The sequence below is a fragment of the Enterococcus sp. AZ177 genome (assembly GCF_050544585.1).
Classification (GTDB): Bacteria; Bacillota; Bacilli; order Lactobacillales; family Enterococcaceae; genus Enterococcus_L; species Enterococcus_L plantarum.
Genome location: NZ_CP172944.1, coordinates 2,042,235 through 2,063,276, shown reverse-complemented (window position 1 = coordinate 2,063,276; position 21,042 = coordinate 2,042,235). Strand labels below are relative to the sequence as shown.

Here is a 21,042-nt window from a genome sequence, read left to right as displayed (position 1 = left end):
CACCTCCTTTTTTTCTTTACTTATTTTCATAATTTCGTTATGCTTTATTGGGGATGTATGAGTGAAGTGATTGGGGTGCGTAAATGAAATTTTTATATGATAATTTATTTGTTATTATTTTTATTGCTAATATGCTTTTATCATTAATTATCGTTTTTCGAGAACGGAAACAAACAGCTCAGACATGGTCGTGGCTGTTGGTCTTGATGTTTATTCCCGTTTTAGGGTTCATTCTTTATATTTTCTTAGGTCGAGGTATTTCAAAAGATAAAATCTTTGATATGAAAATGCAGGCAAAAATCGGGATGAATGCCGAAATAGAAGCGGAGAAACAATCATTATTAAGAGGGTTATTTCCTCATCCTCCAACTGGAGAAGTAGATTCAAAGCAATTGATTTATATGTTGACTATTTTCGAAAGCTCTTTATATACAACAAAAAATGAGGTTCTTTTATATACAGATGGTCGAGAGAAATTTGATAGCTTGATTGAAGATATCCGACAAGCTACAGATCATGTTCATATGGAATACTACATTTATCGCGGTGATACTTTAGGAAAAGAAATTCGACAAGAACTCATCAATGCTGTGAAAAGAGGCGTAAAAGTTCGTTTGCTTTTAGATGCTTGGGGTTCGACACAAGTAAATATGAAATTTTTTGAAGAACTAAGAAAAATTGGTGGAGAAGTGGCTTTTTTCTTTCCGTTGTTTGTTCCCTATCTAAATCCAAGAATCAATTATCGCAATCATCGGAAAATTGTAGTGATCGATGGAAAAATTGGTTATACTGGTGGATTTAATGTTGGAAATGAGTACCTTGGTAAGGTTAAAAAATTTGGTTATTGGCGAGACAATCATCTTCGAATTTATGGTGAAGCTGTTTATAGTTTGCAAAATCGTTTTTTAATGGATTGGAATTCACAACATCGAAAAGAACTGAGCTATGATGCAGCATATTTTCCACCAATTCATTCTGATGGTAAAAAAGCTGTTCAAGTTGTTACTAGCGGTCCTGATTCAGAACTTGAGCAAATAAAAATGACGTATTTAAAAATGATTTCAATAGCAAAGAAAGAAATTTTGATCCAAACGCCATATTATATACCAGATGCCTCGATTCACGAAGCGCTAAAGTTAGCTTTGTTATCAGGTGTAAAAGTGCGTATGCAAATACCAAATAAGCCAGACCATATGCTAGTTTACTGGGCGACATACTCATTTTCAGCTGAACTGCTAGAATATGGTGCTATTATTGAAACCTATGAACAAGGATTTATTCATGCTAAAACGATGATTATTGATGGTGGAATCGTATCTGTAGGATCTGCAAATATTGATGTCCGTTCATTTCGACTTGATTTTGAAGTAAATACAGTTATTTATGATCAAACATTTTCTGAAGAAGTACGAAATGCATTCTATGAAGATTCTAAAGTATCAGAATTGTTAACAGAAGAAAAATACTGCAATCGCGGTGTACTCATCAAATTAAAAGAAGGTTTAGCTCGGCTAATTTCACCTTTATTATAAATTAGTGCAAAAAGTGCAACCTGGTAGTTCAGTTGTACTTTTTAATTTATTCTGTTTCTTAAACGCTATGTTTGTTATTTAATTCAAAAAAATGATGAACTGGAGCAACTTATAATTTTCAATGGAAAGAGTTAATGTTAAAATGAATTGATTGAATTGAGTTTGGAGGATTATCAGATAAATGAAAAAGAAAATGCTATTATTTTTTAGTTTAATTGGAGTACTAACTTTATCAGGTTGCGCTAAGTGGATTGATCGTGGTGAATCGATCACTGCCGTCGGATCTTCAGCATTACAGCCTTTGGTTGAAACTGCAGCGGAAGAATTTCAAAATCAACATCCAGGTCGCTTTGTTAATGTTCAAGGTGGCGGAAGTGGTACAGGATTAAGCCAAGTTCAGTCAGGTGCAGTGGATATTGGAAATTCAGATTTGTTTGCGGAAGAAAAAAAAGGAATTGACGCGTCTAAATTGACAGATCATAAAGTTGCCGTAGTAGGAATTACGCCAATCGTTAATAAAAAGGTTGGTGTATCAGATATTTCTTTAGAAAACCTAAGAAAAATTTTTTTAGGAGAGATAACTAATTGGAAAGAAATCGGTGGGAAAGATATTCCTATTGTTATGCTGAATCGTGCTGCAGGAAGTGGTACACGAGTGACGTTTGAACGTTGGGTATTAGATGGCAAAACAGCGATTCAAGCTCAAGAACAAGATTCAAGTGGAATGGTACGCTCTATTGTTGCTGATACACCAGGAGCAATTAGTTATACTGCTTTTTCTTACGTTAATGACGAAGTCAATACACTAAGTATTGATGGTGTAAAACCAACAGACGACAATGTTGTCACAAACAAATGGACTATTTGGTCTTATGAACATATGTATACATTAGGAAAGCCAAAACAATTGACAGACGAATTCTTGGACTTCATGTTGTCAGACGATGTACAGGAAAAAATCATTGCGCAATTAGGCTATATTCCTGTGTCTAAAATGGAAGTAGAACGTGATTGGCAAGGAAATCTTATTAAATAATCAACCTTTACACAAAATTTACAAACTTAACATAAGATTTACATGTTATTAAACGTAAATTTATGTTCAAAAGTTAGACTGTTTTTATTATGGAACGTGTTGAGCATATGGGGAATTGTTGGAAAAATTAAATTCTGATCGAGCTCGTTACGTTTTTGCTTTGACACACAGTGAATGAAATGAACTGATGTTGGAAAGTGCAAGGTGAAGCAAAGCGGAACGTTGTTACCATATGATATCTAGCTTCACGAGCTAACTCTTCGGGAAAAAGATAAAAATAGAGTGTGGCAAAAAACGCCACATTCGATTTTTCCTATTTTCCAGTCAGAGTCAAACAAGCTCGTTACGCTTTTAATTTAAGGAGGAATTTTCTTGGAAGATGTTCAGAAGAAATTGTTAACAAAATCAAAGCGCGCCAGAATGGAACAACGAGGGAAATTTATTAGTTTTCTTTGTATCGCTTTGATTGTTTTGGTTGTTTTATCGATCTTTTATTTTGTGGCAAGTAAAGGTTTGGCGACTTTTTTTACAAATAAAATTAAAGTATCCGACTTTTTATTCGGTACAAACTGGAATCCAAGTGAAACGGGAACGGATGGCCAACCAATGGTAGGGGCTTTACCGATGATTGCGGGTTCTTTTATTGTAACATTTATGTCAGCAATTATTGCAACACCATTTGCGATTGGAGCAGCTGTATTTATGACAGAAATTTCACCAAAAAAAGGATCGAAAATTTTACAACCAGTTATTGAACTATTAGTTGGAATTCCTTCTGTGGTATATGGTTTTATCGGTTTATCTGTGATCGTCCCTTTTATTCGTTCAATTTTCGGTGGTACAGGTTTTGGGATCTTAGCGGGTACATTTGTACTATTCATTATGATTTTGCCAACAGTTACAACTATGACAGTTGATGCGTTAAAATCAGTTCCTCGTCACTATCGTGAAGCATCGCTAGCCTTGGGAGCGACCCGCTGGCAAACGATTTACAAAGTGGTTTTACGCGCTGCTGTGCCTGGCATTCTAACTGCTGTAGTTTTTGGGATGGCACGTGCCTTCGGTGAAGCATTGGCAATTCAAATGGTTATCGGAAATGCGGCTATCATGCCATCAAGTTTGACAACGCCTGCGTCTACTTTAACAAGTATTTTGACGATGGGGATTGGAAATACAATTATGGGAACTGTAGAAAACAATGTGCTTTGGTCACTTGCGCTGATCCTATTATTGATGTCATTATTCTTTAATATTATTATTCGGATCATTGGTAGGAAAGGGGCCTTGAAATAATGAATGCAAAAAAAGCAGATAAATTTGCAACAGGCGTCTTATATGCTATTTCAGGCGTGATTGTTTTGATTTTGGCAGCATTGCTGCTTTATATTTTAATTCGTGGGATCCCCCATATATCTTGGAACTTTTTGACAAAACCTTCTAAAGCGTATCAAGCTGGCGGCGGTATTGGGATTCAATTATTTAACTCGTTGTACTTATTATTGATAACGATGCTCATCAGTTTTCCTATCTCATTAGGTGCGGGTATTTATCTATCAGAGTATGCGAAGAAAAATTGGGTTACAGATGTGATTCGCACATCAATCGAAATTTTAAGCTCACTTCCTTCAGTTGTTGTTGGTTTGTTTGGTTTCTTGATTTTTGTAGTGCAACTTGGGTATGGTTTCTCAATTATTTCAGGAGCATTGGCCTTAACATTTTTCAACTTACCTTTATTGACAAGAAATGTGGAAGAATCATTAAAAGCAGTTCATTATACACAGCGAGAAGCTGGACTCTCTCTGGGATTATCCCGTTGGGAAACCGTGATGAAAGTAGTCGTTCCAGAAGCGTTGCCAGGTATTTTAACTGGTGTAATTTTGAGTTCTGGAAGAATTTTTGGTGAGGCAGCAGCATTGATTTATACTGCAGGACAAAGTGCACCAGCATTAGATTTCAGCAATTGGAATCCGTTAAGTGTCTCAAGCCCAATCAGTATTTTCCGTCAGGCTGAAACGTTAGCAGTCCATATTTGGAAAATCAATACAGAAGGTACAATGCCAGATGGCGCAGCTGTTTCTGCTGGAGCCTCTGCTGTTCTGATTTTAGTCGTGTTACTCTTTAATTTCGGCGCACGTTTTATCGGAAACAGATTATATAAAAGAATGACATCAGCCTAATGTTAGGGGAATCAGAATGAAAGAATATAATTTAAATGACACCAATATTATTAAATTACCAGAACCAATCGCTTTACATACCGATGATCTACACGTTTGGTATGGTGAAAATGAAGCCATCAAAGGCGTTGACTTAGAGTTTGAAAAAAATAAAATCACTGCTTTGATTGGTCCTTCTGGTTGTGGTAAATCGACTTATTTACGCTCGTTGAATCGGATGAATGATGGTATCGCTAATACCAAGGTAACGGGAGATATCATGTATAAAGGGGTAAACGTCAATACCAAAGAAGTCGATGTCTATGAAATGCGTAAACGAATCGGCATGGTATTTCAACGTCCTAACCCATTTAGTAAATCTATTTATGAAAACATCACCTTTGCTTTAAAGCAACATGGTGAAAAAGATAAGAAAAAACTAGATGAAATTGTTGAAACTAGTTTAAAACAAGCTGCACTTTGGGAACAAGTCAAAGATAATCTAGATAAAAGTGCACTTGCTTTGTCTGGTGGGCAACAGCAACGTTTATGCATTGCTAGAGCCATTGCCATGAAACCGGATATTTTACTTTTAGATGAACCTGCCAGTGCACTAGATCCAATTTCAACCGGAAAAGTCGAAGAAACATTAGTCAATTTAAAAGATGATTATACGATTATTATCGTAACGCATAATATGCAACAAGCTGCTCGTATCAGTGATTACACGGCCTTTTTCTACCTAGGTAAAGTGATTGAATACGATGAAACAAGAAAAATCTTTACACGACCAAAAATTCAAGCGACAGAAGATTACGTTTCTGGACATTTTGGTTAGGAGGAGCAAGATGACAAAAGAGATTATTTCATCAAAAGATTTGCACTTATATTACGGTAAAAAGGAAGCTTTAAAAGGCATTGATTTGAGCATTAATCAAGGAGAAATCACTGCGATGATTGGTCCTTCTGGTTGCGGTAAATCGACCTACCTACGCTCGTTGAATCGGATGAACGATTTGATTCCAGGCGTAACGATTACTGGTAGTGTAGTGTATAAAGGCAAAGATATCTACGGTCCAAAAACAGATATTGTAGATTTACGCAAAGAAATCGGTATGGTCTTTCAACAACCTAATCCGTTTCCCTTTTCTATCTACGAAAATGTGATTTATGGTTTACGCTTAAAAGGTGAAAAGGATAAACAAGTTTTAGATGAAGCTGTTGAAAATAGCTTAAAAGCAGCCTCTGTGTGGGATGATGTAAAGGATAAACTACACAAAAGCGCCTTGTCTTTATCTGGTGGACAGCAACAGCGTGTATGTATCGCTCGTGTTTTAGCGGTCGATCCTGAAATTATCTTATTAGATGAACCAACAAGTGCACTAGATCCTGTTTCCAGTGGTAAAATCGAAAATATGCTTTTAACGCTAAAAGAAAAATATACGATGATCATGGTAACACACAATATGTCTCAAGCATCTAGAATCTCCGATAAAACGGCTTTCTTTTTACAAGGAGAATTGATAGAATTCAACGATACAAAGAAAATATTCTTAAACCCTAAAGAAAAACAAACAGAAGATTATATTTCTGGAAAATTTGGTTAAAAAAAAGGAGGATAATACATGTTGCGTAGCCAATTTGAAGAAGAGTTATTAAATCTGCATAATCAATTTTATGAAATGGGCATGATGGTAAGTAATGTCGTACATAAATCTGTGCGTGCTTATATTAATCATGATAAAAAGATTGCCAATGAAGTGATCGAATACGATGTACAAATCAATGATATGGAAGTAAAATTAGAAAAGAAAAGCTTTGAAATGATTGCTTTACAACAGCCAGTTACTACTGATTTAAGAATGATTATCACTGTGATGAAAGCCAGCTCTGACTTAGAAAGGATGGCAGATCATGCTGTATCGATCGCAAAATCTACGATTCGTTTAAAAGGAGAAACAAGAATTCCTGAAATCGAAAAAGAAATTTCAGATATGTCTGATTATGTGAAAAAAATGGTTGATAATGTCTTGATCGCTTATGTAAAAACAGATCAAAAAGATGCGCGTATGATTGCTAAGATGGATACTCGTGTGAATGAGTATTTTGATAGTATCTATAGTCATTCGATCAAAGCCATGCAAGCAAATCCAGAAACGGTTGTTAGTGGAACCGATTATCTGCATGTTGCGACATATTTAGAACGTATTGGAGACTATGTAACGAATATCTGTGAGTGGATTGTTTATCTAGCAACAGGAAAAATCACAGAATTGAATAGCAATCACGACGAATAAAAAGATAATTAAAAGACAAGAGGATGACTCAAAGAGTTGTATTCTTGTCTTTTTAGTTAATATAGTTTAGCAGTTAAAATGTAAAAAATAAATTTGAACATAATTTCAATATCGTGTTTACATTTGTTCTTACCTCGTGTATTATACAATTATATTGGAAAGCGCTAACCATTATAATTAAAATTTTGGGGTGAGTTAATTTGGAAGAAACGAATGCAGTTGTTGGTACAATCAGTCGACCAACGTTGGCTGAACAAAGAAAACAATGGTTCAAAGAATTTATGAAACCGTTTTTGGTCGTTGTGGTAATCTACATCACAATGTACATGATTCGTAATAACTTTAAAGCAGCACAACCATTACTGAAAAGCCAACTAGGCCTTACAACGACAGATCTTGGTTACATTGGTTTTGTCTTTTCGATTGTTTATGGATTCGGTAAATTTATTGTGGGTTATATTGTTGATGGGAAAAATACAAAGAAAATCCTATCTATCTTGTTATTATTATCTTCAATCACCGTTTTATGTATGGGAATACTGTTTACAATGAATAATGTCCCTATGGGCTGGATTGTTGTTTTATGGTCATTAAACGGCTTATTCCAATGTGTTGGAGGACCAAGTTGCGCTTCTGTCATCACGCAATGGACAACAAGAAGCAATCGTGGTAGATACATTGGATTATGGAATGCTTCTCACAATATTGGGGGCGGTTTCGCCGGGATTTTTGCGGTCTGGTGTGCTACTACTTTCTTTAAAGGCCAAGTTGCAGGAATGTTTATTATTCCAGCAATCGTAGCTGCTGTCGTTGCGATAGGAACTTTTTTTATTGGCAAAAATAGACCGGAAGATTTAGGGTGGAATTCTAGTGAAGAAATCTTTGGTGAGCCAGTTGAAGAGGCCAACGTCGATGCTGAAAACTTAACGAAATGGGAAATTTTTAAAAAATATCTATTAACCAATCCTTATATTTGGGTGTTGTGTGTTGCGAATGTTTTCGTTTATATTGTACGAATTGGGATCGATAACTGGGCACCACTATATGTTACTGAACATTTGAATTTTTCACAGGAAGCCGCCGCTCAAACCATTTTTTATTTTGAAATGGGTGCTTTAGTTGGGTGTTTAGCTTGGGGATATATTTCAGATTTACTAAAAGGGCGTCCGGCACTGGTTGCTACTGTAAGTACGATTTTACTCCCGATTGGTATTATCGGATATCAGCTTGGTACAACTGAATTTGTGATCAATGCTTCATTATTTATGTTAGGTATGATGGTTTTTGGACCACAATTATTGATCAATCTATCAATGCTGGGATTTGTTCCTAAAAAAGCAACAGTTGTTTCAGGTGGATTATTAGGAGCTTTTGCCTATCTGTTTGGAGATTCAATGGCAAAGATTCTCTTAGCTAAAATTTCCGATCCAGCAAAAGACGGAGTGAATTTTTTTGGTCATGTTTTGCATGGTTGGAATGATACATTTATTATCTTTTACATTTCAATCGTAATCATTGCTGTTCTTTTAGGAATTGTGGCATTTGCAGAAGAAAAAAGAAGAAAACAATTAAGTGCATAAAGGTGGAATAAACAAATGAACGTACAAATTACGAATTTTAGAGATTTAGGTGGTATTAAAAATAAAGAAGGGAAAACAATCAAGTCCAAAAAATTATTGCGCTCAGGTCATTTAGTGAACTTAGATGAAGAAACACAAAGGCTATTAGTAGAAGGGTTTAATCTGACTAGAATCATTGATTTTAGACGAGGTTTTGAAATTAGTGAATCTCCAGATACGCCGATTCAAGAAGTGGAGTATGTTAATTTAGATTTACTTGGAAAAATGAATGCTAAAAACTCTAGTTTGGCTGATTTTGCTAAGTTGAAATCAATTGAAGCTGTTGATAAACATATGTTAGGCGTATATGAAGACTTGATTTTAAATCCAGGAGCACAAGAAGGGTTTACAGAATTTATGGACTACATATTAGCCAATAAAGAGGGAGCAACGATTTTCCATTGTTTTGCTGGTAAAGACAGAACAGGTTATGCATCAGCGTTATTGTTATTGTTGCTAGATGTGGAAAAGGAAGAAATTTACAAAGACTTTCTAATTACAAATACTGAAAGAAAACAAGCCAATGATGAACTCGTACAACACTTCAGAGAGCAAGGATTTAATGAAGAACAACTAGAGTCTTTAGCTACGGCTCTTTATGTAAAAGAAGAATACTTGGATCATACCTTTAAATTGATTGAGAAACAGTTTGGGACAGCTGAAAACTATGCGGCTGAGTGTTTGAATTTCGATCAAGTAAAATTGGCTGAATTGAGAAACATCTATTTAACTGACTAAAAAACGCTATTTGTCTTCCTTGATTGTTCTTGCTATAATGGGCTTAAATAATAAGGAACGGACAATGAGTATGGATAAAGAAAAACAACAACTGAGTATTGAAGTTGCAAGACTGTACTATCAATCTTCGTTTAGTCAACAAGAAATCGCCGAAAAATTAAATGTGTCACGTCCAACGATTTCTCGTCTATTGCAATATGCAAAAGAAAAAGGCTATGTTCAAATCACGATTTTTGATCCTTTTTCTGATTTATTTGAAATCGAAAAAAAACTCAAAGAGAAATATGGACTAACGGAGGTACATGTCGCTTTTTCACCTGATCCAAACTACAATTCGATATCGGAGTATCTAACTTCATACGCAGCTGAGTATCTTGAAGAAACAATCAAAAACGGGGATATCGTCGGGGTGAGCTGGGGTACGACAATGCATAAGACGGTCTCTAAAATGAGTCGACTGGATGTAAAAGGTGTCGAAGTTGTTCAGTTAAAAGGTGGTATTGCGTATTTCGATGTTAATAACTATGCGTTTGAGACAATCACATTATTAGCTGAACAATTAAATACAAAAGCAAGAACCTTTCCTTTGCCAGTCATTTTAGATAGTAAGAAAGCCAAAGATTTAGTTGTAAAAGATCGTCATATCAGCAAGGTTATCGAATTAGGTAGGCAAGCTAATATCGCTGTCTTCACTGTAGGAACAGTCCAAAGTGAATCATTGCATTTCCGTTTGGGTTATTTTACGGAACAAGAAGAAACGTCACTTAAAGGGAATGCAGTAGGGGATATCTGTTCAAGATTTTTTGATAAAAATGGACAAATCAGCGACCAAGAAATCAATAGTCGGACGATCGGTATTGAACTTGATGAATTAAAAACAAAAGAAAAATCAATTTTAATTGCAGGCGGTGACCGAAAGATCAAGGCGATTCATGGCGCCTTAGTTGGTGGTTATGCTAACGTACTGTTGATTGATAAATTTACAGCAATGAAATTGTTACAGCACTAGTTATACTACTAAATCGGAGTAGAGGTTATTTCTACTCTTTTATAAAAATTTTATTTGAACGGAATTTCAATCGTTAAGAACAGATGTTCTGAAAGGGAGAGTACAATGAACGTAAACAAAATGATCGATCACACATTACTAAAACCAGAAGCAAATGAGGACGCTCTATTCGCCTTGATAGAAGAGGCTAAAAAATATGAATTCGCATCGGTATGTGTGAATCCTTACTGGGTTTCTTTAGCCAGTAAAGAATTAGCTGGGACTACTGTTGAGGTATGTACAGTTATTGGATTTCCTTTAGGTGCAAATACAACAGCTACAAAAGCATTTGAAACAGAAGATGCCATCAAAAATGGTGCAACAGAGGTTGATATGGTCATCAATGTTGGCGCGCTGAAATCAGGAAATGACAACATTGTTTTAAAAGATATTGAAGCCGTTGTGAAGGCTGCTCAAGGTAAAGCACTAATTAAAGTGATTCTAGAAACTTGTTTATTGACGGACAGAGAAATTGCGTTAGCATCAAAACTATCGGTTCAAGCAGGAGCTGATTTTGTAAAAACATCAACTGGTTTTTCAACTGGTGGTGCTACAATCAAGGATATTGCGTTGATGCGTAAAACCGTAGGGCCAGATATCGGAGTGAAAGCCTCTGGTGGTGTTCGGACGGCAGAAGATGCTAAAGCAATGATTCATGCAGGGGCTTCAAGATTAGGTGCAAGTTCAAGTGTAGCTATTGTGGATGAAACAAGCAAAAATACAACCGATGGCTATTAAAAAATATAAATAATGGAGAACGCGAGGCCCGAACTATGAGAATGGTAGATATTATTGAAAAAAAAAGAAACGGTAAAGAATTAAGTAAAGACGAAATTGAATTCTTTATTGATGGTTTAACAAATGGTACGATTCCAGATTATCAGGCAAGTGCCTTTTTAATGGCTGTATATTTTCAAGATATGTCAGATGAAGAAAGAGCTAATTTAACATTGGCAATGGTTCATTCTGGTGATGTGATTGATTTATCGAATATCGAGGGAATTAAAGTGGATAAACATTCAACTGGTGGTGTTGGTGATACAACAACCTTAGTTTTAGCGCCTCTTGTGGCGGCTCTTGATATTCCATTTGCAAAAATGTCAGGACGCGGTTTAGGCCATACAGGTGGTACGATTGATAAGCTAGAAGCTTTTGCTGGTTTTCATGTGGAACTGACAGATGAAGAATTTACTGAGATGGTCAATCGAGACAAGATATCAGTAATCGGTCAATCTGGTAACTTAACGCCAGCTGATAAAAAGTTATATGCTTTAAGAGATGTAACTGCCACTGTTAGTTCAATTCCGTTGATTGCAAGCTCGATCATGAGTAAAAAAATTGCAGCCGGTGCTGATGCGATTGTTTTAGATGTAAAGACGGGAGCAGGAGCCTTTATGAAAACCGAGGAAGATGCGGCAGAACTCGCTTCAGCAATGGTGAGAATTGGCAATTTAGTAGGTAGAAATACAATGGCGATTATTTCCGATATGTCTCAACCTTTGGGAAATGCGATCGGGAATTCATTGGAAGTGCAAGAAGCGATTGACACTTTACAAGGCAATGGACCAGAAGATCTAACTGAACTAGTCTTAACATTAGGAAGCCAAATGGTTGTCCTTGCTGGCAAGACTGATTCTTTAGTTAAAGCGAGAGAGCTCTTGCAAGGAGTTATCACAGACGGTTCAGCTCTGGTTAAATTTAAACAATTCATCAAAAATCAAGGTGGTAATCCTGCATGGGTAGATGACCCGAAGCTGTTGCCGCAAGCAAACTTCGAAATAGAAGTTATTTCTGATTCAGACGGTTTCGTTTCTGAGATAGTTGCTGATAATATTGGGGTAGCTGCGATGAAACTTGGTGCAGGTAGAGAAACAAAAGAAGATGACATCGACTTGGCGGTTGGTTTAGTCCTAAGAAAAAAAGTCGGCGATCAAGTGAAAAAAGGAGAAAGTTTAGTCACGATTTTTGCTAATCAAGAAGAGGTTGAGGATGTTGTAACGATGATCAAAGAGAACATTCGTCTCGGATCAGACGTTCCAGAAAGTAAGTTGATTTATCGTGAAATTCACAATTAGTCAAAATAAGTAAAAAGTGCGAGTTTCATGTTGAATATAAGAGGATGGGATGTGACTCGTAGAGTTTTATCCTATCCTTTTTTCTGATATAATACGACTTTCTACCTATTATATGATTCGAAAATTAAAAGAAATGACGAGTTACCCTTTAGGACTACCAAAAATTCATTCTTAAGTCCTATGACAAACAACTAAAAAGAAGGCATAATAGGTACATAAGGAAAACACCCTCGGGTGAAAAATTTGCTAAGGAGGCAATTTCCATGAAAGAAAGAGAAAGAGTATTAGACTTAGTTAAAAAAGGTATCCTATCTTCAGAGGAAGCTTTAGTCTTATTAGAAAATATGGCGACAGAAAAAGATGAAAAACAAATCAAAAAAGCTGCCGACCAAGTAAACGTAACAAATCCAATGGTTGATACAAAAGAAAATGATAAAGTCGTAGATTTATTAAATAAGTTAGAAAATCAAAAAGAAGATACAGTAGAATCAGAAGTTTCTGATGAAGATGTCAAAGCAAAAGAAGCGCAAGATCATGAACGTTTAGAAAAAATTCTAGATGATCTAGCGACAGAAGCAAATCGTGCTTCCGTTGAACTAGATGAAATCAATGCTGAAATTGCTGGCGTTAAAGAAGAAATCAAAGAAGCACAAGAAAAATTGATGGAATTAAACACTAAAGAAGAATTAAGCGAATTAACAAACGAAGATTTAGCGTTAAGAACATCACTTGAAACAGAAGTTAAGTCATTAGAAGATTCTTTAGATGAACGAACGCAAGAAAAAATCGCGTTAGAAGCTGAATTGAAGAATATTCGCAAAGAACAATGGTCTGGTACAAAAGATCGAGTTGCATCAAAATTTGATATTCCAGATGATTGGAAAGATCAAGCCACAGACACAATCAATCAAGTCGGAGAAAAAATGAGTGAAGCAGGATCTCAATTAGGCTCATTCTTGAAGAAAACATTTAACTCATTCTCAGAAACAATGAATGATAACATGGAATGGAAAGATGTTAGTTTTAAAGTTCCTGGTGTTGCTACAACAAAATTTGAACATGAATTTAATTATCCATCTCCTCTTGCGAGTTTGATTGATGTCAAAGTAGCAAACGGAAATATCGTATTTAAAACTTGGGATCAGCCAGATGTTAAAGTAGAAGGAAAAATCAAACTGTATGGTAAAATGGATGCTGAAACCCCACTTGAAGCTTTCTTAGAAAGAAGTCAAATCGATGTGGATGATGAAGTGATTTCCTTCCAAATTCCAAACAAACGTGTTCGGGCAGACCTGATTTTCTACTTACCAGAACGTACATTTGATCATGTATCCATTAAACTATTAAACGGAAACGTAACAATCGAATCATTAAAGGCAAAAGATGTTTATGCTAAATCAACAAATGGGTCAATCACATTTAATAAAATTGATGCAACAATGCTTGAAATTGAAGGTGTAAATGGCGATATCAAAGTCTTAGATGGAGAAATTTTAGATAATATCATTGAAACAGTCAATGGGACTGTAACAATCACTGCAGCACCACAAACAATCGGAGTTTCATTAATCAATGGTGATGTTCGTATCACTGCCAAAGAAAATACACTACGTAAAGTAGAAGCAAGTTCTGTTAATGGCAATGTAAAGATTGCTTTACCAAATGAACTTGGTATCGAAGGGACAGTCAAAACAAGTTTAGGCAGCATCAATAGCCGATTAAGTGATTACGAAGTGATTCGTGAAAAGAAAGAAAGAACCAATCAATTATTACAATTTAGACGTTTAAATGATGATGATATGGCTCAAATCAATGCTTCTACAACAACAGGAAACATTTATTTAAAAGACACAGATAAATAAATGTGTAGAACAATGAATCGACAAAAAGTGTCCATTCTTCCAACAAAAGTTAAGAGAACAACTCTTAACTTTTGATCAAGGAAAACAAATAAAAGAATGGTAGAACAGGAAACAATCTAGTTTTTTCAGTTGAAAAAACTTTTGTCTCACTATCTATTCTAGTGTATAATTTTTAAGATGAGAGGTGAAAAGAGATGAAAAAACAATTGACAAAATCTCCTAATAATGTGGTATTAACAGGAAGTTTAGCAGGGATTGCTGAGTGGATCGGTGTTGATCCTACCATAGTACGTGTGATTTATGTTATTCTTGCAATTTTCTCTGCAGGATTTCCAGGATTCTTACTATACATTGCGTTAGCTGTATTGCTTCCTTCTGGAAGAAGTAGAAATTACGACAATTATGGAAATAAAAATCCGTATAATAGAAATACACGTAATCCAAATCCATATGCAAACTCACAAAAACAAAGAAAACAAGCTGAGAAAGTTGATGATGATGACTGGAGTGACTTCTAATGACCTATTTTCAACGTTTGATCGTTAATACGTTGACATTCGTTTCACTCTCTGTGATTTTTCCAAATATGATTTTCGTAAGAAGTATTTGGATGGCGGTGATCGCAGCATTTGTGCTCTCCATATTGAATATGTTAGTAAAACCAGTGTTGACGATTTTATCCCTTCCATTTACTTTACTTACTTTTGGTTTGTTTAGCTTTATTGTGAATGCAGCCATATTGAAGATGACGTCTTCATTCGTTGGAGAAATGAACTTTGGTTTTTCAAGCTTTGGAGCAGCGATTCTAATGGCAGTGATTATGTCTTTAGTCAATATGATCGTTAGTGAACGTAATTTAGATAAATATAGTGAATAAGGATAAAACCCAACTTAACGTTCTGGGTTTTATCCTTATTTTTATACAAATGGATCAGTAAGTTCCACTAGTTGACATTCTTTATGATAATGAATATAGCTATATAAAATAGTGATAAAATCGACTTGTTGTTTGGAAAATGGGTAAATAGTATCAGGCTTATTTTTAGGAAGAATTTTTTTTGCAAGTTCATTCGGTGTATATTTAGTGGCAGTTCGTTTGGTCAGTGTTCGACTACTTACAACAAGTCCTTGATAGATCAAATAATATTTTATTTTCGATTGAATTGGAATAATTAAAAGTTGCCAATTCGTTTGAGAGGCTAAAATCAATTTTCTATTTTGATTGAAAAAACGTGTAATAAATTGCCAATCTTCTCGTAACTTTAACGCTTTTTCAAATGACTGGTTTTCAGACGCTAAAATCATTTTTGTTTCTAAACGATTTTGGGGCATCTGATTATTTAGCGTAAATGCCTCAAGTAATTCTGTAGAAATTGTTTTTGAGTCAAGTAGAGATGTGGAACTCTCAGAGAATGAGTGTTGCCAATCATTCGTTTGGTTTAATCCGTATAGGTTTTCTAATATTTGTTTTAGTTCTGACAATTTTCTGTTTGTTGAAAAAGGCCCGAAGCAATTTTTTTTCGTGGGAACAGTACGTATATTGATTGAAATTTCTGGTTGTTCAGTATTGATCTCAATGTATTTATATTGTTCAAAAGAATTCATTTGCCGATTATAGATTGGGCGGTATTTTTGAATTAAATGACATTCTAATAATAGTGCATCAAGTTCAGTATCTACTTCAAGAACCTCAAAATCAGATAGTTGTCGAATCATTCGGATTGTTTTACTTGAATGTTGGTTGTTCTTCCTAAAATAGCTACTAACGCGTTCTCGTAATTTTTTTGCTTTGCCTACATATATAACTGTTCCGTGTTTATCTTTCATCAAATAAACACCTGGGGTTAAAGGGAGATGTCTTACTTGCTCTTTTAAATTATCGTTCATAAGAAACACATCCAATTGATTGTTTTTGGCTGGATACGGTAATACAAATTAAGTATACAAATTAATTGGGGATAGTCAATCGTTAACTAGGAATAAATAGGCAGCACAATTTTTGAATAAAAATAAGACCCAGAAAAAATTTATCAGTGAGAACACAAACAAAACAAAGACAATCTTCCTAATAGCTAGAAACTTCCCACATGAAATGATAAAATGGAACGAGTAGGAAACTGGAAAGGAATGAATGATAAAGATGGAAGAAGTTGTAAAAATTCATCAACTGGTAGAAAAGCTTTCTTTAGAAGTCGTTTATGGCGATGAAGAAAGTTTAAATAGAGAAATCACAACAGGAGATATTTCCCGTCCGGGATTGGAATTGACTGGATATTTTAATTATTATCCTCATAATCGTTTACAGCTATTTGGTAGCAAGGAGATTACATTTTCTGAACGTATGATACCAGAAGAACGATTGATGGTGATGCGTCGTTTGTGTGAGAAGGACACGCCTGCTTTTATTATTTCTAGAGGTCTGGAAGCACCTGATGAAATGGTGCAAGCAGCAAAAGAAAAAGGCTTGGCTGTTTTACGTTCGCCAATCTCTACATCGCGTTTGTTAGGAGAATTATCAAGTTATCTCGATAGTCGATTAGCAGCAAGAACAAGCGTACATGGTGTTTTGGTTGATGTTTATGGACTTGGTGTCTTGATTCAAGGTGATAGCGGTATTGGTAAAAGTGAGACAGCATTAGAGTTGATCAAGCGTGGACACCGTTTGATTGCAGATGACCGAGTAGATGTTTATCAGCAAGATGAATTAACCGTTGTGGGTGAACCACCTAAAATTTTACAGCATTTGATTGAGATTCGAGGCATTGGAATCATTGATGTGATGAATTTATTTGGCGCGAGTGCTGTCCGCGGCTTTATGCAGGTTCAACTAGTTGTTTATTTAGAAGCATGGGAAAAGGACAAGAAATATGACCGTTTAGGGTCAGATGATGCGATGGTCGAAATTGCTAACGTGGATGTTCCTCAAATTCGTATTCCTGTTAAAACAGGGCGGAACGTGGCAATTATTATTGAAGTGGCTGCAATGAATTTCCGTGCGAAAACGATGGGATATGATGCAACTAAGTCATTTGAAGAACGGTTGACACGATTGATAGAGGAAAATTCAGGGGGTATCTAGCTATGCGGGCTAGCTCTTCGGAAAAAAGACAAAATCTGATTGTGGTAAAGAACACCACGCTCATATTTTTCTATTTTTCATTCAGAGCTAAACGAGCCCGCTTCGCTTTTAATGTTATCTAGCTATGTGGGCTAGCTCTTCGGAAAAAGACAAAATCTGATTGTGGTAAAGAACACCACGCTCATATTTTTCTATTTTTCATTCAGAGCTAAACGAACCCTTTTCACTTTTAAATTAGGAGGAAGCCAAATGTTAGGACAAGTAAATCCAGTGGCGTTTAATTTCTTTGGAATATCCGTATACTGGTATGCAGTTATTATTGTTTCAGGAATCGTGCTAGCTGTTTGGCTAAGTAGTAGAGAAGCCGTTCGAGTTGGCTTGAAAGAAGATGATGTGATCGACTTTATGTTGTGGGGCTTACCAAGTGCAATTATTGGTGCTCGTTTGTATTATGTGATTTTTCAATGGCAAGATTATGTTGATAACCCAATTGAAATTATTTTGACCAGAAATGGTGGACTAGCAATATATGGTGGGCTGATTGGTGGAGGAATCGCATTGTTTTTCTTTACAAGACATCGATTTATTTCCACTTGGACATTTTTGGATATTGCAGCACCAAGTGTTATTTTAGCGCAAGCAATCGGGCGCTGGGGTAATTTTATGAATCATGAAGCATATGGGCCAGCTACTACACGGACATTTTTAGAAGGATTGCATTTACCGAAGTTTATTATCGACAATATGAATATCGACGGAACATATCATCAACCAACTTTTTTATATGAATCCATCTGGAATGTTTTAGGATTTATTGTGTTGATTGTTTTAAGGAAAAAGAAAAATTTCTTAAAAGAAGGCGAAGTATTCTTCGGCTATATTATCTGGTATGCTTTCGGCCGTTTCTTTATTGAAGGGATGCGGACAGATAGTTTATATGCCTTCGGAAGTATTCGAGTTTCACAAGTAGTTTCCCTGGTGTTATTTTTCGGTGCAATTTTACTTGTGATCATTCGTCGTAAAACAGGAACTATAAAATTTTACGATCGTGATAAAGGAACGTCAAAAAAGGCAGTTTAGAACTGCCTTTTTCAACATAGCTATGGTAAAATGGTAAGTGAGTATGAAAGTTAAAAAGCTAGTTATTTAAAGAGATCGTAAGTGGAGTATTTGAAAGGTTTATGGAGATGTTATGATCTAGCGTCATCAACTAGCTCTTCGTAAAGAAGATAAGAATTAAAGGAGTCAAAGAACGACTCAATAAATTTTTCCTATCTTTCAGTCACAGCTGACAAGTTTATTCAGCTTTTCTATGGTCTAGCTTCACAAACTAGCTCTTCGGAAAGAAGATAAAAATTAAAGGAGTCAAAGAACGACTCAATTAATTTTTTCCTATCTTTCAGTCATAGCTGACAAGTTTATTCAGCTTTTCTTATTTTGAAAGGAGATTTTCACCAATGAAACAAAAAGTTGCTGTTTTAGGTCCCGGATCATGGGGAACTGCATTGGCACAGGTTTTAGCAGAAAATGGTCATGAAGTTCGTATCTGGGGACATAATGAAGCACAAATTGATGAAATCAACAAGCACCATACCAATCATCACTATCTGCCTGATTTGGTTATCCCAGAATCGATTAAAGGGAAATTGTCATTAGAGGAATGTATTCAAGATGCAGATGCAGTCTTGTTTGTTGTTCCAACGAAAGCGATTCGAACGGTTGCACAAGAGTTTGCGGAGAAATGTAAGAATCAACCGTTAATTATACATGCTAGTAAAGGATTGGAGCAAGGGAGTCATAAACGAATATCTGAAGTTTTAATGGAAGAAATTCCAACGAATAAAAGAAGTGGTGTGGTTGTGTTATCAGGCCCAAGCCATGCAGAAGAAGTTGCTGTTCATGACATTACAACAATAACTGCTGCAAGCGAGACGATCGCTGAGGCAACTTATGTTCAGTCTTTATTTATGAATGATTATTTTAGAATCTATACAAATGACGATGTAATTGGTGTCGAAACAGGCGCTGCATTGAAAAATATCATTGCTTTAGGAGCAGGTGCAATTCGTGGCTTAGGATTTGGAGATGATGCGAAAGCTGCAATTATGACACGTGGGTTAGCTGAAATCAGTCGTTTAGGTGTGGCGATGGGAGCAAATCCTTTAACGTTTATTGGGTTAAGTGGAGTGGGAGACTTGATTGTTACTTGTACAAGTGTTCACTCTCGTAACTGGCGAGCTGGAAATCTCTTAGGAAAAGGACACAGTCTAGATGAAGTTCTTGAAAATATGGGAATGATCGTCGAAGGCGTCTCAACAACTAAGGCGGCCTATGAGCTGTCGCAACAGCTAGATGTCGATATGCCAATCACAGAAGCGATATATAACGTCCTGTATGAAGGTCAAGATGTAAAACAAGCGGCAAAAGAGATTATGCTACGTGACGGTAAGACAGAAAACGAATTTTCTATATAATTTTAGGAGGCCAATTGGCATGAAAGTAAAAAAAGCGGTTATTCCAGCAGCTGGGCTGGGAACAAGATTTTTACCAGCAACTAAAGCGATGGCAAAGGAAATGCTTCCAATCGTAGATAAACCAACGATTCAATTTATTGTTGAAGAAGCATTGGCAGCAGGAATCGAAGATATTTTGATTGTTACTGGCAAAGCAAAGCGTCCAATTGAAGATCATTTTGATGCAAACTTCGAATTAGAGAGCAATCTTCGTGAAAAAAATAAAACAGATCTATTAAAATTAGTGGAAGAAACAACTGATGTTAATCTTCATTTTATTCGTCAATCTCATCCAAAGGGATTAGGACATGCTGTATTACAAGCAAAAGCATTTGTTGGAAATGAACCATTTGTTGTTATGCTGGGTGATGATATCATGGAAGATAAAATCCCATTATCTAAACAATTGATGAACGATTATGATGAGACACATGCGTCAACGATTGCTGTAATGAAGGTTCCTCATGAAGAAACATCGAAATATGGTATTATTAATCCAGAGGCAGAAGTGTCAAAAGGCTTGTATAATGTAAATAATTTTGTTGAGAAACCAACACCAGAAGAAGCGCCTAGTGATCTAGCGATTATCGGTCGTTACTTGTTAACACCTGAAATTTTCCACGTGTTGGAATCACAAGAACCAGGAGCTGGTGGTGAAATTCAATTAACAGATGCTATTGACACTTTGAACAAGACTCAACGTGTATTTGCTAGAGAATTTACGGGCAAACGTTATGATGTAGGAGACAAGTTTGGTTTTATGAAAACAAGTATTGAATATGGATTGGTTCACCCTGAAGTGAAGGACAACTTACGTGAGTATATTATTGAGTTGGGTGCTGAACTTGCTAAAGAAGATACTCAAAAAAAGAACTAAGCTAAAGTTTTTTAGGATTTTTTCATTTGAAGGATGCTGGGACAGAAGCGTTTAATCCCGAGAACCACGTAGGTACTGTGCAACATCAACTCATACTTCGTTGTGTTTTACAGCAATAAGAAGGAATTCACGAAAATTGTTTCTCAAATTTTTGTGAATTTCAGCTTATTTCCGAAGCCTTCAAATCTTAGTGCTTTAGCACTTAGAATT

At 35.8% G+C, this 21,042-nt stretch carries 20 protein-coding genes; 19 read left to right on the top strand and 1 reads right to left on the bottom strand.

What is annotated here, in order from left to right:
* Positions 1 to 83: 83 nt before the first annotated feature.
* The 15 genes from cls (at position 84) to IGJ34_RS10020 (ending at position 15,240) form a co-directional block, all read left to right on the top strand.
* Entirely contained in the window at positions 84 to 1,532 is a 1,449-nt protein-coding gene (cls, locus tag IGJ34_RS10090; protein ID WP_430597384.1) for a cardiolipin synthase, read from the top strand.
* Positions 1,533 to 1,713: 181 nt separating this feature from the next.
* Positions 1,714 to 2,568 carry a phosphate ABC transporter substrate-binding protein PstS gene (locus IGJ34_RS10085; RefSeq protein ID WP_069655589.1) on the top strand — a complete coding sequence of 285 codons (855 nt, stop codon included), beginning with the start codon at positions 1,714 to 1,716 and terminating at the stop codon, positions 2,566 to 2,568.
* Positions 2,569 to 2,940: 372 nt separating this feature from the next.
* On the top strand, positions 2,941 to 3,861 hold the full coding sequence (gene pstC, locus IGJ34_RS10080; RefSeq protein ID WP_069655590.1) for a phosphate ABC transporter permease subunit PstC: 921 nt from the start codon (positions 2,941 to 2,943) through the stop codon (positions 3,859 to 3,861).
* Positions 3,861 to 4,745 carry a phosphate ABC transporter permease PstA gene (gene pstA / locus IGJ34_RS10075; protein WP_069655591.1) on the top strand — a complete coding sequence of 295 codons (885 nt, stop codon included), beginning with the start codon at positions 3,861 to 3,863 and terminating at the stop codon, positions 4,743 to 4,745. Before pstC ends, pstA begins: the two co-directional genes overlap by 1 nt.
* 16 nt (positions 4,746 to 4,761) lie before the next feature.
* On the top strand, positions 4,762 to 5,562 hold the full coding sequence (gene pstB / locus IGJ34_RS10070; protein ID WP_069655592.1) for a phosphate ABC transporter ATP-binding protein PstB: 801 nt from the start codon (positions 4,762 to 4,764) through the stop codon (positions 5,560 to 5,562).
* 10 nt (positions 5,563 to 5,572) lie between these two features.
* Positions 5,573 to 6,331 (top strand): phosphate ABC transporter ATP-binding protein PstB, encoded by a 759-nt coding sequence (pstB, locus tag IGJ34_RS10065; RefSeq protein ID WP_069655593.1) that lies wholly within the window; start codon positions 5,573 to 5,575, stop codon positions 6,329 to 6,331.
* Positions 6,332 to 6,349: 18 nt separating this feature from the next.
* A complete protein-coding gene (gene phoU, locus IGJ34_RS10060) occupies positions 6,350 to 7,021 on the top strand; it encodes a phosphate signaling complex protein PhoU (protein ID WP_069655594.1) in 672 nt (223 codons plus the stop codon).
* A 200-nt stretch (positions 7,022 to 7,221) separates the two neighbouring features.
* Entirely contained in the window at positions 7,222 to 8,601 is a 1,380-nt protein-coding gene (gene uhpT, locus IGJ34_RS10055) for a hexose-6-phosphate:phosphate antiporter (protein ID WP_069655595.1), read from the top strand.
* Positions 8,602 to 8,616: 15 nt separating this feature from the next.
* The gene (locus IGJ34_RS10050) at positions 8,617 to 9,378 is read left to right on the top strand and encodes a tyrosine-protein phosphatase (RefSeq protein WP_111247353.1); all 762 of its coding nucleotides are present in this window, start codon (positions 8,617 to 8,619) and stop codon (positions 9,376 to 9,378) included.
* 70 nt (positions 9,379 to 9,448) lie between these two features.
* Positions 9,449 to 10,387 carry a sugar-binding transcriptional regulator gene (locus tag IGJ34_RS10045; RefSeq protein ID WP_206848202.1) on the top strand — a complete coding sequence of 313 codons (939 nt, stop codon included), beginning with the start codon at positions 9,449 to 9,451 and terminating at the stop codon, positions 10,385 to 10,387.
* A gap of 105 nt (positions 10,388 to 10,492) precedes the next feature.
* Complete coding sequence (gene deoC / locus IGJ34_RS10040) at positions 10,493 to 11,164, top strand: deoxyribose-phosphate aldolase (RefSeq protein WP_430597383.1); 672 nt, start codon at positions 10,493 to 10,495, stop codon at positions 11,162 to 11,164.
* Between the two features lie 35 nt (positions 11,165 to 11,199).
* Positions 11,200 to 12,501 (top strand): pyrimidine-nucleoside phosphorylase, encoded by a 1,302-nt coding sequence (locus IGJ34_RS10035; RefSeq protein ID WP_430597382.1) that lies wholly within the window; start codon positions 11,200 to 11,202, stop codon positions 12,499 to 12,501.
* Positions 12,502 to 12,764: 263 nt separating this feature from the next.
* Entirely contained in the window at positions 12,765 to 14,363 is a 1,599-nt protein-coding gene (gene liaX, locus IGJ34_RS10030; RefSeq protein WP_430597381.1) for a daptomycin-sensing surface protein LiaX, read from the top strand.
* A gap of 194 nt (positions 14,364 to 14,557) precedes the next feature.
* Entirely contained in the window at positions 14,558 to 14,881 is a 324-nt protein-coding gene (locus IGJ34_RS10025; protein ID WP_069655600.1) for a PspC domain-containing protein, read from the top strand.
* Positions 14,881 to 15,240 carry a phage holin family protein gene (locus IGJ34_RS10020; protein ID WP_069655601.1) on the top strand — a complete coding sequence of 120 codons (360 nt, stop codon included), beginning with the start codon at positions 14,881 to 14,883 and terminating at the stop codon, positions 15,238 to 15,240. Before IGJ34_RS10025 ends, IGJ34_RS10020 begins: the two co-directional genes overlap by 1 nt.
* Positions 15,241 to 15,281: 41 nt before the next feature.
* Here IGJ34_RS10020 and IGJ34_RS10015 read toward each other — a convergent pair whose 3' ends face one another.
* Positions 15,282 to 16,250 (bottom strand): GIY-YIG nuclease family protein, encoded by a 969-nt coding sequence (locus IGJ34_RS10015; protein ID WP_430597380.1) that lies wholly within the window; start codon positions 16,248 to 16,250, stop codon positions 15,282 to 15,284.
* Between the two features lie 253 nt (positions 16,251 to 16,503).
* Between IGJ34_RS10015 and hprK the strand changes: the two genes are divergently transcribed.
* The 4 genes from hprK (at position 16,504) to galU (ending at position 20,832) form a co-directional block, all read left to right on the top strand.
* Positions 16,504 to 17,442, top strand: a complete 939-nt coding sequence (hprK, locus tag IGJ34_RS10010; protein WP_069655603.1) for an HPr(Ser) kinase/phosphatase — start codon at positions 16,504 to 16,506, stop codon at positions 17,440 to 17,442.
* A gap of 249 nt (positions 17,443 to 17,691) precedes the next feature.
* Positions 17,692 to 18,522 (top strand): prolipoprotein diacylglyceryl transferase, encoded by an 831-nt coding sequence (lgt, locus tag IGJ34_RS10005; RefSeq protein WP_069655604.1) that lies wholly within the window; start codon positions 17,692 to 17,694, stop codon positions 18,520 to 18,522.
* Positions 18,523 to 18,899: 377 nt separating this feature from the next.
* Positions 18,900 to 19,916, top strand: a complete 1,017-nt coding sequence (locus IGJ34_RS10000; protein ID WP_069655605.1) for an NAD(P)H-dependent glycerol-3-phosphate dehydrogenase — start codon at positions 18,900 to 18,902, stop codon at positions 19,914 to 19,916.
* Between the two features lie 19 nt (positions 19,917 to 19,935).
* Positions 19,936 to 20,832 carry a UTP--glucose-1-phosphate uridylyltransferase GalU gene (gene galU, locus IGJ34_RS09995; protein ID WP_069655606.1) on the top strand — a complete coding sequence of 299 codons (897 nt, stop codon included), beginning with the start codon at positions 19,936 to 19,938 and terminating at the stop codon, positions 20,830 to 20,832.
* Positions 20,833 to 21,042: the final 210 nt, after the last annotated feature.